Origin of the sequence: Gordonia terrae (assembly GCF_001698225.1) — a bacterium.
Taxonomy (GTDB): Bacteria; Actinomycetota; Actinomycetes; order Mycobacteriales; family Mycobacteriaceae; genus Gordonia; species Gordonia terrae.
In genome coordinates this window covers 4,962,424-4,975,021 of sequence record NZ_CP016594.1, presented here as the reverse complement: position 1 = coordinate 4,975,021, position 12,598 = coordinate 4,962,424, and the positions used below count along the sequence as shown (strand labels likewise).

The 12,598-nt window shown below is 67.2% G+C and carries 11 protein-coding genes; 7 read left to right on the top strand and 4 right to left on the bottom strand.

Features of this window, described 5'->3' with window-relative positions; all coding sequences use genetic code 11:
• Positions 1 to 11: 11 nt before the first annotated feature.
• The 3 genes from BCM27_RS22025 to BCM27_RS22015 are packed head-to-tail and all read right to left on the bottom strand — an operon-like array spanning position 12 to position 3,477.
• Positions 12 to 830 carry an SDR family oxidoreductase gene (locus BCM27_RS22025; protein ID WP_004022335.1) on the bottom strand — a complete coding sequence of 273 codons (819 nt, stop codon included), beginning with the start codon at positions 828 to 830 and terminating at the stop codon, positions 12 to 14.
• The gene (locus tag BCM27_RS22020) at positions 827 to 2,281 is read right to left on the bottom strand and encodes an aldehyde dehydrogenase family protein (protein WP_004022334.1); all 1,455 of its coding nucleotides are present in this window, start codon (positions 2,279 to 2,281) and stop codon (positions 827 to 829) included. The genes BCM27_RS22025 and BCM27_RS22020 overlap by 4 nt, the downstream gene beginning before the upstream one ends.
• On the bottom strand, positions 2,278 to 3,477 hold the full coding sequence (locus BCM27_RS22015) for a cytochrome P450 (RefSeq protein ID WP_004022333.1): 1,200 nt from the start codon (positions 3,475 to 3,477) through the stop codon (positions 2,278 to 2,280). Before BCM27_RS22015 ends, BCM27_RS22020 begins: the two co-directional genes overlap by 4 nt.
• Positions 3,478 to 3,642: 165 nt before the next feature.
• Between BCM27_RS22015 and BCM27_RS22010 the strand changes: the two genes are divergently transcribed.
• The gene (locus BCM27_RS22010; protein ID WP_004022332.1) at positions 3,643 to 5,232 is read left to right on the top strand and encodes an AMP-binding protein; all 1,590 of its coding nucleotides are present in this window, start codon (positions 3,643 to 3,645) and stop codon (positions 5,230 to 5,232) included.
• Positions 5,229 to 5,858 carry a hypothetical protein gene (locus BCM27_RS22005; protein WP_004022331.1) on the top strand — a complete coding sequence of 210 codons (630 nt, stop codon included), beginning with the start codon at positions 5,229 to 5,231 and terminating at the stop codon, positions 5,856 to 5,858. The genes BCM27_RS22010 and BCM27_RS22005 overlap by 4 nt, the downstream gene beginning before the upstream one ends.
• A gap of 127 nt (positions 5,859 to 5,985) precedes the next feature.
• Here BCM27_RS22005 and surE read toward each other — a convergent pair whose 3' ends face one another.
• Positions 5,986 to 6,789 (bottom strand): 5'/3'-nucleotidase SurE, encoded by an 804-nt coding sequence (surE, locus tag BCM27_RS22000; RefSeq protein WP_004022330.1) that lies wholly within the window; start codon positions 6,787 to 6,789, stop codon positions 5,986 to 5,988.
• A 272-nt stretch (positions 6,790 to 7,061) separates the two neighbouring features.
• On the opposite strand from surE, the gene BCM27_RS21995 reads away from it, so the two are divergent.
• The 5 genes from BCM27_RS21995 to BCM27_RS21975 all read left to right on the top strand — a co-directional run bounded on the left by BCM27_RS21995 (position 7,062) and on the right by BCM27_RS21975 (position 12,537).
• Complete coding sequence (locus tag BCM27_RS21995; protein WP_004022329.1) at positions 7,062 to 8,795, top strand: PEP-utilizing enzyme; 1,734 nt, start codon at positions 7,062 to 7,064, stop codon at positions 8,793 to 8,795.
• 90 nt (positions 8,796 to 8,885) lie between these two features.
• Complete coding sequence (locus tag BCM27_RS21990) at positions 8,886 to 9,980, top strand: phosphotransferase (protein ID WP_004022328.1); 1,095 nt, start codon at positions 8,886 to 8,888, stop codon at positions 9,978 to 9,980.
• A complete protein-coding gene (locus BCM27_RS21985) occupies positions 9,973 to 11,058 on the top strand; it encodes a TIGR03857 family LLM class F420-dependent oxidoreductase (protein WP_004022327.1) in 1,086 nt (361 codons plus the stop codon). The genes BCM27_RS21990 and BCM27_RS21985 overlap by 8 nt, the downstream gene beginning before the upstream one ends.
• A 28-nt stretch (positions 11,059 to 11,086) precedes the next feature.
• Complete coding sequence (locus BCM27_RS21980) at positions 11,087 to 11,443, top strand: hypothetical protein (protein ID WP_004022326.1); 357 nt, start codon at positions 11,087 to 11,089, stop codon at positions 11,441 to 11,443.
• Positions 11,440 to 12,537: a phosphotransferase gene (locus BCM27_RS21975; RefSeq protein ID WP_004022325.1), complete on the top strand. Its 1,098-nt coding sequence runs from the start codon at positions 11,440 to 11,442 to the stop codon at positions 12,535 to 12,537. Before BCM27_RS21980 ends, BCM27_RS21975 begins: the two co-directional genes overlap by 4 nt.
• Positions 12,538 to 12,598: the final 61 nt, after the last annotated feature.

The window sequence follows — 12,598 nt, the reverse complement described above, 5'->3', positions numbered from 1 at the left end:
GAGTGGTCCTTTCACTCGGCGATGTCGACCCGGCTACGGGGTCGGGACAGGGGAAGGGGGATGGCTGTGGCGCGCAGTGCGGTGAGTCCGCCCTCGACGGGTACGTCGATGCCGTTGACCCAGGCGGCGTCCGGGCCGAGTAAGAAGTCGATCACCGACGCCGACTCGGTCGCCGTGCCGTGGCGGCCGACCATCGACGCCGATCGTGCGATGGCCTCGGCGCCCATCGACTGTTCGAAGTCGGACAGGATCGGGGTCTCGGTGGGGCCCGGGCTGACCGACAGGGCTCGAATTCCCCGGGGCTGCAGCGACGCCGACAGTGCGACGGTCCAGTCGACGACCGCGCGTTTGGAGGCGTCGTAGGCGGCTGGGCCCTCGATCCGCACCCGAGAAATCCAGCTACGCAATTCCTCCCGGTCGCGAACCTCGAGCAGGCCGATGATGTCGTCGTGCGCGACGGTGTTCCGGTTCGCCGCGATCGAGGCGACGTTGACGATGGCGCCGCCGGCCGGAATCCGTTCGAGAGCCCGGAATGTCAGCGCCCGCAATCCGAGTGTGTTCACTGCCAATACGGTCTCGGCCGGTGCGGTGCCGGGGACACCGGCGACGTTGGCCAGCGCGTCAATGGCATCGGGCAGGTCCAGCGCGGCAACTGCCTCCAGGTCGGAGAGGTCGCACAGCAGGGAGTCGGCCCGCTCATCCGGGCAGTCGGCGATGTCGACGGCGATGAGTCGGGTGTCGGGTTCCCGATCGAGAATCCGCCGGACCAGGGCCAGCCCGATCCCCGAGGCGGCGCCGGTGATGACGACAGTGCGTGCGGGGACGGTCATGCCATCACCGCCATGATCTCGGTGAACTCGGTGATTCCCGCACTGCCCAGCTCGCGACCGTGACCGGACTTCTTGACCCCGCCGAAGGGCACGGTCGGTCGTTCGCGGGTACGAACCCCGTTGACCTTGACCTGGCCCACTTCCAGCTGCGTCGCGACCTCGAGCGCGTGATCCCGGTCGGCCGACCACACCTCTGCCGACAACCCGTACTGGCTGTCGTTCGCCAGCTCGATGGCCTCTGCGACGTCGTGGTAGTACTGCGCCACCAGGACCGGACCGAAGATCTCCTCGCGGACCGCTGCGGCGGTGGGGTCGAGATCGCCGAACACGATCGGAGAGACGAACGAACGGGAGTCGCCGATGTCGAGTTGGCTTCCGGTGCCGGCGATCACCCGGGCGCCGTCCTGACGAGCACGATCGACATGGTCGAGAACTCGTCGGGCGTGCGCAGGGGAGGCGAGCGGGCCGTGAGTGGTCTCCGACGCGGTCGGGTCGCCGAACACGAAGTGCCCGAGTGCGGTGTCGATCAACGTCTCGATGCGGTCGGCGTGTGCGGCGGGCAGCACGAGGCGGCTCGTGGCGTTGCAGGCCTGCCCGGAGTTGACCAACCCGGACGCCAGCACTCGCGGTACCACGGCGTCGAGGTCGGCGTCGGGCAAAACCACGGCGGGCGATTTGCCGCCGAGTTCGAGCGTGGTCCGTGCGAGCGACTCCACAGCTGCTGTGGCAACGGCCTTTCCACCGCGTACGCTGCCGGTGAACGACACGTGCGCGATGTCGGGATGCGACGCCAGGGCCTGCCCGGTCACCGGTCCCGTGCCGTTGACGATGGCGAAGGCACCCGCGGGTAGGCCGGCGTCGATGAAGCACCGGCGCACCAGCATCGCGTCGAACGGGGTGGCCTCGGAAGGCTTGAGCACCACGGTGCACCCTGCGGCGAATGCGGCCGCGACCTTGGCGATGATCTGGTGCACGGGCATGTTCCACGGAGTGATGGCCGCGACCACGCCGCCGGCCACCCGGCGCAGGATCGTCCCGTCAGAGGTCTGCTCCCAGGGAAAGCTCTCGGCGGCATCTGCGGTTGCCCGCAGGACCGTTGCCGGCAATGCCTGCTGTGTGACAGTCGAAAGCGTTATGGGCATTCCCATTTCATCGGTCACCATGGCCGGGATCCGGTGGCTCGGCCGCTCGATGAGATCCGCGGTCGACCGCAGCACGGCAGCTCGCCGAGACGCGGGTGTCCGCGACCACCCCGGGAGTGCGGCGACCGCGGCGGCAACAGCTTCGTCGACGAGGGCTGCGCCCGCCTCATGGGTCACACCGATCTCGCGGTCGGTGAAAGGATTGACGACCGGGATAGGCGCGCCACCCGGGATCGTACGATCCTCGATCAGCGCGGCCGGACCGACACCGGCGATCGTCGGGGGGTCGCCGATCGTGCCCATGCTCATCGGGTGGCCTCGATCCGGACCGGGAGCGTCTTGATACCGCGGAAGAAGTTGCTCTGCAATCGGTTCGGCGTGTCCAGGACGGTGATGCCCAGTCCCCGCTCGATGATGCGGGTGAAGAACAACCGTGCTTCGAGACGGGCGAGGTTCGAGCCGAGGCAGGCATGCGCGCCCCATCCGAAGCCGACATGCTCGTTGGGGAACCGGTTGCCGATGAACGTCTCCGGATCGTCGAAGGCGCGTTCGTCGCGGTTGGCCGAGCAGAACCACATCACGACCTTGTCGCCCTCGCGGATCGTCTTGCCGTGCATCTCGATGTCGCGGGTGGCGGTGCGGCGCATGGACAGGACAGGCGAGACCCAGCGGACCATCTCTTCGACGACCACCCGGATCTTGGCGGGGTTCGCTCGCATGAAGTCCCACCACTGCGGATTCTCGGCCAGGACGTTGACGCCGCCGGACAGCAGATTGCGGGTCGTCTCGTTCCCGGCGACCATGAGGATCAAATAGTAGGCGTCGAGGTAGCCGCGGGAGAGGGGTACACCATCGAGCTCGGCCGCGGTCAGCACACTGATCAGGTCGTCGGCGGGGCATTCCCGGCGCAGCTTCTCCAATCCGCGGAAATAGTCGAAGACCTCGTCGCGTGCCTTCACCGCGGTCTCCGGACCCTCTGAGTAGTCGGGGTCCTCACTGGCCATCTGGTTCGTCCACCGCAACAGGTTGGGGCAGTCCTCGAGCGGCGCGCCGAGCAGTCGCCCGATCATCACCAGCGGGAGCTGCGCGGCGACGGAGGCCACGAAGTCGATGTCGCCGGCGCCGGTGTGGGCGTCGAGCAACTCGTCGATGACCGCGGAGATGTCACCTTCGAGCGACTTGAGCTTGACCGGCCGCACGTGTGGCGTGACGATCCCCCGCAATTTGCCGTGCTCGGGCGGATCGACATGGTGAATACTGCGCGCGCCCTCACCCTCCGCGCGGCGACTCGCGATCTGCGTGCCCTGGGTGACGGTGAAGTCCTCGGCGTTGGAGGCGACGGCCTTGACGTCCTCATAGCGGGTGACCGACCAGAATCCACGGCCGTCGGGCTCGGCGTTCCAGTGCAGCGGGTCCTCGGTGCGCAGTCGCGCGAACATGTCATGGTCGACACCGGCCGCGAACGGGCGGAGGTCCATCAGGTCGATGTCGTCAGCGATGGTCATGTCTTCTCCAATGAACTCTCGTTTGCGACTGCATTTTCACTAAACCATAGTCTATGGTGTGTTGTGAACCACAACAGGATAAAAGTCTGAGATTGCCTACCTGCACCAATCGGTGATCACCGCCGGTGAAGGTAATGCGACATCTGATTCGCAAACAGGAGTGATGTGTACCCACCGTCCACCGCGCGTACCCGCCCCGACGCCATCGCCTATGTGATGGCGGGGTCGGGGGAGCGCATCACTTACGCCGAGCTCGATCGTCGATCGAATCGACTGGCCCGATTCTGGCAGTCCCGCGGCGTCGGCCCGGGCGACTCGGTGGTGCTGGTCATGGAGAACAGTCTCGCGTGGCCGGTGGCAGTGGCCGCCGGGATGCGCAGCGGACTGTACGTGACACCGGTGAACTGGCATCTCAAGCCGACCGAGCTCGCCGCACTCATCCAAGAGGACCGCCCGGCCGCGATCGTCACTAGTACGGCGCTCGCCGACCGGGTCGTCGCCGCGGTCGACGACTCGGTCGACGGCTCGGGACGGGACCAGACCGTGATCGTGTGCGCCGACGGCCCGGCCGACGGGTGCGTCGCCCTGTCCGACGCGCTCGCCGGCCAGTTGTCCGAGCCCCTTGAGCGTGAGTTGCTCGGTGCTCGAGTGCTCTACAGCGGCGGGACGACCGGACGGCCGAAGCGGTTCGCTCAACCGCTGCTCGGCGTGCATCCCGCGGATGCGCCGCGGCGGCACCCGGGCCTCGTCGACGAACTCGGCGTCGGAGCCGACTCGGTCCTGCTGTCACCCGCGCCGAACTATCACGCGGCGCCGTTCACGTTCCAGCTGATCACGCTGGCGGCCGGCGGCACCGTCGTGTGCATGGAGCGGTTCGACGCAGCGGGGGCGATGCGCGCGATCACCGAATACGGTGTGACGCACTCGCAGTGGGTGCCGACCATGCTGATCCGCCTGTCGAACCTGCCCGACCGGGAGACGATCGCGCTCTCCCCGCGGCATCGAGTGGCGTTCACCTCGGGCGCGCCGTGCCCGCCGCATGTCAAGGAGGCGATCTTCGAGTGGTGGGGTCCCGTCCTCCACGAGTACTACGGAGCATCCGAGGGCTACGGCCACACCTACATCTCGCCGTCGGAGGCCCGGTCACATCCGGGGTCGGTGGGCCGGCCACTGGGCGCCGCACGGGTACACATCACCGATTCCGAGGGCGACGATGTCGGTCCCGGCGTGGAGGGCACGGTGTGCTTCGAGGCCGCCGGCGGTCCGGCCGACGCTTCGCGGCCGGCATTGAAACAGATGGGCGACATCGGATACCTCGACGCGGACGGATTCCTCTACCTGGTGGGGCGTCGAGGCTTCATGATCATCTCCGGCGGGGTCAACATCTATCCCGAGGAGATCGAATCGGCACTGCTGGCACACCCCGCGGTCGCCGATGTGGCGGTGGTCGGCGTGCCGGACACCGAGTTCGGCGAGTCGGTCAAGGCGGTCGTCGAGGTGCGTGCCGGCGCGTCGGTGAGCGAAGACGACCTGATCGCCCATGCGCGCGAACACCTGGCGCACTTCAAGGCGCCCCGGTCGGTCGAGTTCACCACCGACCTACCGCGCCTTCCCACCGGCAAACTCGACAAACGGCGGCTGGTCGACCGGTTCGCCACACCCGGGGCCGATGCCGGTCGGCCGAGCGGATCGTCCGCGACACAGGGAGATCCGACGATGCCCACAGATCCATTCCAGCAAGGAGAACGAGTATGACGACCGAGACCTCCACCGCACACTTCGACGTGCTGCATGCCCTCAAGGTGAAGGGGCTCGCAACAGACGACACCCTGACCGCGCTGACGGGCCACGACGCGGACGCCCTGGCCGTGACCATCGAACAGCTGGCGGACGCCGGGTTCGTGATGCGTCGCGAGGGCGGCCGGATCTCGGGCACGATGATCACCCCGGCCGGGAAAACCGAGTACGAGCGACTGTCCTCGGAACTCACGCTGAGTGAGTCAGAACGTGCCGCGGTGGACACGTTCCACGAGGGCTTCGGCTCGATCAACGGGGACTTCAAGAAGGTGTGCGCGGCGTGGCAGATTCGCCCGGACGAGACCCCCAACGATCACGCGGATGCCGACTACGACGCATCCGTCGTCGCCGAACTCGACCGAATCCACCACCGGATCGCGCAGGCGCTCGACGAGGTCGGCGCCGAACTCCCGCGACTCGGCCGCTACCGGAGTCGGCTCTCGGCGGCACTGGAGAAGGTGCACGGCGGTGACACCGCCGCATTCGCGCGCCCGATGTACGACAGCTACCACGACATCTGGATGGAACTCCACCAGGATCTGTTGCTGACCTCGGGTCACCAGCGTGGCGCGGGTGACGAGTAGGGCCTGACGGGTCACCAGGTGGCTTCGACACGGCTCAACCAGCGGGAATGGTCGCACCCCCCCGCTGGTCGAGCAGCGTCGACCGAGCGCAGCGAGGCCGCCGCGCCCGTCGACGCCACCACCGGAGTCAGCGCAGTTGCGCCAGCCCGAACACGTCGTCCCGTGACATCGCCTGTCGCAGTGCGGTATCGGCGTCCGCCAGGGAGTCGTTGTCCGCGTCGACTCCGCTCAACCCGGACACCGAGACGTACCCGTCCGCGACCGCCGCACTGTCGGTTCCCTCGCGGAACCGGCCGCCGCGCCGCTCGTCGCGATTGATCAGCAGGCCGCCCTCGGTACGGGACAACCGCAAGGTGAACATGCTCCGGTTCGCCAGAGGTGTCACCCGGATACCGCGCAGATCGGGGAAGTCGACGTCGGGGACGTTGACGTTCAACGTCATCGGGGTGGTGGGGGAGTCGGACATCCATCCGACGACGCGCTCGGTCACCGCTGCCGCGGTGTCGTAGCGGTGGTCTGGGGCGAACCCGCAGCTGACCGCGATACCGCTGACTCCGGCCACGCGCGCGGCCAGCACTGCGCCCACGGTGCTCGAGAACAGGATCGACCGCCCGGTGTTGTGGCCCTCGTTGATCCCGCTGACGACGAGTTCGGGCGGCGGCCCGAAGGCTCCGGCGCAGAACGCCACCACTGTCAGCGCCGGCGGACAGTCGAGAGCGAAGACCGGGGTGTCGCCGAGCTCGGGGATACGGTGCTCGGTCGTGGTGATCAGCGCACCGTCCTCGATCGTGCCGAGAGAACTCCCGCTCCCGCTCCGCTCGGAGCTCGGCGCGCCGACGACCACGTCGTGGTCGGCGGAGATCAGCGCGGTGGCCACCGCGATCAACCCATCGGCGTCGTAACCGTCGTCGTTGGTGACCAGCACACGCATCCGAACTCTCCTTTCGGCAGCCCGTCCAGTACCGCGCCGCCTGGTTGAATAGTGACTCACTCATCACATATCTGTCCAGCCGTACGTGCGTCGCGGAGGTAAAGAGCGTGGACAGAACCGCAAGTCTGCGATCCGAGTGGTTGACAACGTGAGTGGGATCACAGAATAATGTGACGCAGCGTTCGCTAACCACTGATGTGTGGTTGCGAGATGCAGAAGCGGGCCGAGGGACTCGGCCGCTCGCTCATGACCAACTGGAAGGACGCCCGGACATGACCGCCTGGCCGATCTCGAACGAGACCTCGAAACTGTTCCCGCTGTACTCTCGCGCCAACGTCGGCGAGATCTTCCCGGACCCGATCACCCCGCTGAACGCCTCCCTCGGGTTCCAGCACACGCTGGAACCCGGATGGCGCGACGCGTTCGTGGCATGCGGCGTATGGGACGACGACCTGTACGACGACGCGGTGGCGTTCAACATCCTCCCGGCCTTCGGCAGCTACCTCTACATCAACATGTCGTTGATGCGGCTGTTCGGCGTGCGGGTGCCCGGCATGAGTGCCGAGGCCGTCGACCTGCAGTACTTCGGGGACATGCCCGGCATCCCGAGTTACGAGAGCGAGAAACGCGACTTCGACGAAAACGCCGAGTACGAGGCGAAAGCCGGTGCCTGGCTCAATGAGCAGGTCCTCGGCGCCACCGACCTCGCCGCCTACGACACCGATCGCGTCGAGGTCGACGAGATCCGTCGCAGTCGGCCTGATCTGACCCAGTTGTCCGACAGTGACCTCGTCGAGCGGATGAACTCGTTCGAGACCTTGCTCCGCCGGCTCTTCAAACATCACATCGAGGCCAGCCTGAAGTGCGGCGTCGGACTCGGTGCCATCGCGCAGCTCGCCGAGGCGGTCGGCAAACCGGAGCAGGCACTCACCCTGGTGGCCGGGCTGGGCAACGTCGACTCCGCAGGCCCCTCGCTGCGGATGTGGGAATTGAGCCGTCAGGCGCAGCATCCCGATGTCTCAGCGCTGTTCGATGCCGGCACCAAGGGGCTCTACGCCAAGCTCATGGCCTCGGAGTCGCAGGCGGTCGGCGCGTTCGCCGCGCAGTTGGATGCGTTCCTCGCCGACTGGGACTTCCGTGGACCTGCCGAGTGGGAGATCCGCGCGATCACGTGGGGTGTCGACCCCGACCTCGCCCTGGCAACCATCGAGACGATGCGCGACGTTCCGGATGGGGAAGCGCCGGAGGCCAAGTCGGCGCAGCGAGCCGCCCAGCGCGACGCCGCCGCGGCGGCGATCCGTGAGATGCTCGCCGGCGACGCCGAGACCGCAGGTCAATTCGAGGCGGTGCTCAATGCGTCGGCTCTGTGGATGCGCGGCCGGGAACGCGGCCGCACCACGGCCGCGATGCTGATCCACGAATTGCGCTTGCCCGCACTCGAACTCGGCCGTCGCTTCGCGGCCCGGGGTGCGATCGACTCGCCGCGTCAGATCTTCATGCTCTTCGCCGACGAGCTGGCGGGGTTCCTCGACGATCCGGCGTCGTACCGCGACACTCTCGTCGAACGCGAGAAGGGGTACCTGGACCTGTTCGACCGCACGCCGCCGTTCGTCGTCGACGGCACCCCTGCGCCGATCTCCGAGTGGCCGCTGCGCTCGGAGTCGACCGTCGCCGCCGCATCCGCCGGCGACACCATCACCGGAGTTCCCGCATGCGGCGGTGTCGCACGCGGCCGGGCGCGGGTGCTGACCGAGGCCTCGGACCCGTCGGCACTCGAACCGGGTGACATTCTCATCGCGCCGATCACCGACCCGTCGTGGACGCCGCTGTTCGTCACCGCAGCCGCGGTCGTCGTGGACGTGGGCGCACCCTTCTCGCACGCCGCGATCGTGAGCCGCGAACTCGGCATCCCGTGCGTGGTGTCGGCCACCGAGGCGACTCGACGCATCACCGACGGCGCGACCGTCGAAGTCGACGGGACCGCGGGCACCGTCACCCTCATCTGAAGTCCCATCTCGCTATTCGACTCGGCCGGCCCCGAGAGAGCCAATCCCCTCGGGGCCGGCCGCTCCACCCGTGCGCAACCGAGGAGAGCGATGCACGCCTCTGATATCTGTCCCACCTGGCTCGACACCGTGCTCACCACCACCGGGACGAAGGACGGCACGGTGGCGATCACCGAGTTCGCCACCAGTCCCATCGGAACCGGACAGGTCGCGGACAGCATCCGGACGACCGTGAGCTACTCCGCACCCACGTCAGCCCCGTCGTCGTTCGTCATCAAGGTCACCTCCGACAAGGAGCAGAGCCGCGCGGCCGGTCGCAGTGAGCTGAACTACCTGCGCGAGGTGCGGTTCTATCAAGACATCGCACCCAACCTGCAGGTGCGCGTCCCGCGTTGCCATCACGCTGAGATCGACTCCAACAACACTGAGTTCGCACTTGTCCTGGAGGACCTGACGCCGGCCCGGCCGGGTAACCAGCTGGCCGGGTGCACTGTCGGCGAGGTGCGACTCGCGGTGGAGCAGGCCGCGGGCATCCACGGGCCCTACTGGGGATCGGCGCAACTCGCCGGTACGCCCTGGCTCGACATCTCCGACACCTACTGGGCCCGCTTCACCGAGATGATGCCCGAATGGTGGGCCGGTTTCGTGGACCGGTACCGAACCCGGTTGTCCGCGGCCGACATCGAACTCGGAACGGCGTTCACCGAGCGCATCGCCGACTACTACACCGCACTGCGTACGATGCCGTTCACCATCCAGCACGGCGACTACCGGCCGGACAACGTCCTCTTCGACGCGGCCGGCGGCGACGTACCCCTCGCCGTTCTCGACTGGCAGACGGTCATCTTCGCGCCCGGGGTCGTCGATGTCGCCTACTTCATCGGCGGAGCGCTGGACCCGGAGACCCGTCGGGCATCCGAAGCCGAGCTCCTCGAGCACTACCACCGAGGGCTCCTCGCGCACGGGGTCACGGATTACTCACTGGCCGAACTGATGCGGGACTACCCGGTCGGCACCTTCCAGAACCTGGTGATCGGTGTCGCCGCCGCGATGCTCGTCGCGCGATCCGATCGGGGTGACGATCTGTTCACGGCCATGGTGGCCAACTCGCTGGCGCACGCCCGCGACCACGATGCGCTCGCGCGGATCGCCGCACTGAGCGGGCAAGGGGCAGTTCATGTCTGACACCGCCGTCCGAGAAGGTCGACCGCAGGTCGCCGCGTCCTCGATCGGAACCGACCGACTGGGCTTCTACACGCTCGGCGGGCACGTCGACGACCCCCGAGAGATGTTGGGCGAGCTCGCGCACGCTGAGCGTCTCGGCCTCGGGCAGGCATTCATCTCCGAACGGCTCAACGTCAAAGAGGCGTGTGCCCTGTCCGGGGCGGCCGGAGCGGTCACCGATCGCATCGGGATCACCACCGCGGCAACCAACATCAGCACCCGCCACCCGGCGATCACCGCGGCCTTCGCGACCACCATGCATCGCCTCACCCGTGGCCGCTTCACCCTCGGCGTCGGCCGCGGTCTGCGCCCCCAGATCGCCGGGCTCGGACTCGCGCACACGACCACCGCACAACTCGAAGAGTTCGCTCATCTGATGCGCAGACTGTGGCGTGGTGAGACCGTGACCGATTACGACGGGGCGCTCGGCAGGTTCCCGGCGATCAAACTCGACCCCGGTTTCGACGAGGACATCAAGCTGGCCACCACGGCCTTCGGGCCCGAGACCCTCGCCATGGCCGGTCGCGCCTACGACCTCGTCGTGCTGCATACGTTCTTCTCCGACGAGACCACGGCCAGGGTCGTACGCACCGTCAAGGACGCCGCGGCCGCGGCCGGACGCGACCCCGACTCGGTCGAGGTGTGGTCGTGCTATGCCACCGTCACCGACGAGCTCGACGAACAGGACATCTCGAAGAAGACGGTCGGCCGGATCGCCACCTACCTCCAGGTCTACGGGGATCTTCTGGTGTCGACCAACCGGTGGGATGTAGCCGCGCTGAACAGGTTCCGGGAGTCCGAGGTGGTGCGCGAGCTACCGGGATGGGCCGATGCCGTCGGGGACACCGCCACGTTCGAACGTCTCCGCGACGTGATCCCCGCCGAGTGGCTCGACTGCGCGGCCATGGGGACGCCACGGCATTGCGCAGAGAGAGTGCGAGCGCAGTTCGACCTGGGGGTCGACGGCGTGATCATGCACGGCGCGACACCCACCGAGCTCGACAGCACGGTCTCCGAATTCGTCGCTCTCGGCAGTTGACCGACAGAATCCATCAGAAAGTCATCACATGAGCACTGGCGCAGTACGACTCGTCGAACGCTACGTCTACGAACTGTACAACGACGAGCAGATCGACCTGGTCGACGAGATCTGCGGCGACCCGATGACACGCCACGGGGCGGGCAGTATCCGGTCACTCAGCCGACGCGAGCAACGAGAGCGCATCGTCGCCGACCTCGCCGCGCATCAGCCGAAGTTCACCGTGGTCACACTCGTCGGCGACGAGACGTTCGCGTCCCTCACCTGGAACGCCGAACGTCTCACGACGGGCGAGCGTCTCTGCGGCATCGAGATCTTCAAAGTCCACGACGGTGTCATCACCGATGTGTGGAATCCCGACTACCTCGAAGGATCCTGGTCATGACGCTGACAACGCCGAAGCTCATCGACACCACCGACGACATCACCGCAGCCTGGATGGAGGAAGTCCTCTGCCACGCCGGCCACGACACATCGATCGCGGCGATCACGATCGAGCCGATCGGCGCGGGCAATGTCAGCGACACCGTACGGGTGAGTGTCGCCTATGCCAGGCCGTCTCCCGGAGCGCCCGATGCGGTCGTGGTCAAGCTGAAACCCCGTGACCCTGATGTACACGCGCACGGATTGCGCAGTGGTGCATACCATCGCGAGATCGGCGCGTATGTCGACATCTCCGCGCGGAACGCCTGCCGGATCCCACTGAAGTACTGGGTGGCCGGAGACGAGACCACGATCAATCTGGTGATGGAGGACCTGAGTACGAGTGCCGTTGCGGGAAACCAGGTTCAGGGCGCGACCGTCGAGGACGCGACAGCGGTGCTGACCGAACTCGCGAATGTGCACTCGGAGTTCCATCCGATGGACACCGCCACCGCGCCGGCATGGATGATCCGGCTGAGCGATGTCTGCGACTACTGGTCCGACGCGGCCGAACGCGGGGCGGTGCAGGCACTCACCCGGTTCGCCGATGACCTTCCCGACGACCATCTCGAGGCGATCCGTCAGGCGATCGAGCTCGTCCGGGTGTGGCACCTGCTCCCGCAGGAGCACCTCACCTTCACTCATGGTGATCCCCGCGTGGACAACGTGTTGTTCGAGTCGGTCGGAGACGTCCGACGCGCGGTCTTGATCGACTGGCAGGTCACCGGGCTCCGCAATCCCATGTACGACGTCGGGTACTTCATGTCGGGCAGTGTCGACGTCGAGGATCGTCGAGCGCACGAGCGCCGGCTGATCACCCACTACGCGGAGACCTTCGCGCAGAAGTCGACCGGCTACGACGAGACGACAGCGCTGAGGGACTACCGCGTGCAGCTGCTCAGCGGCCTGTACATCACCCTGGCCGCGATCGACGTGCTCCCCGACAACGAGACGGTCAACACCCTCATCCTCGCGTTGCTGCGGCGGAACTGCGCCGCGGTGGTCGATTGGGACTCGGTGGCACAGGTGCGTGCACTGGCGGCGGAGTCGGCGTAGGCGCGTCGCGCACGGTCGCCGGTTCGTGCGGACCAGCCGCCACCCTCGCTCGGCAATGGGC

Coding starts and splice junctions, on each gene's coding strand:
- BCM27_RS22025 (WP_004022335.1), bottom strand. CDS start 830: ATGACCGTCCCCGCACGCACTGTCGTCATCACCGGCGCCGCCTCGGGG.
- BCM27_RS22020 (WP_004022334.1), bottom strand. CDS start 2,281: ATGAGCATGGGCACGATCGGCGACCCCCCGACGATCGCCGGTGTCGGT.
- BCM27_RS22015 (WP_004022333.1), bottom strand. CDS start 3,477: ATGACCATCGCTGACGACATCGACCTGATGGACCTCCGCCCGTTCGCG.
- BCM27_RS22005 (WP_004022331.1), top strand. CDS start 5,229: ATGACGACCGAGACCTCCACCGCACACTTCGACGTGCTGCATGCCCTC.
- surE (WP_004022330.1), bottom strand. CDS start 6,789: ATGCGTGTGCTGGTCACCAACGACGACGGTTACGACGCCGATGGGTTG.
- BCM27_RS21995 (WP_004022329.1), top strand. CDS start 7,062: ATGACCGCCTGGCCGATCTCGAACGAGACCTCGAAACTGTTCCCGCTG.
- BCM27_RS21990 (WP_004022328.1), top strand. CDS start 8,886: ATGCACGCCTCTGATATCTGTCCCACCTGGCTCGACACCGTGCTCACC.
- BCM27_RS21985 (WP_004022327.1), top strand. CDS start 9,973: ATGTCTGACACCGCCGTCCGAGAAGGTCGACCGCAGGTCGCCGCGTCC.
- BCM27_RS21980 (WP_004022326.1), top strand. CDS start 11,087: ATGAGCACTGGCGCAGTACGACTCGTCGAACGCTACGTCTACGAACTG.
- BCM27_RS21975 (WP_004022325.1), top strand. CDS start 11,440: ATGACGCTGACAACGCCGAAGCTCATCGACACCACCGACGACATCACC.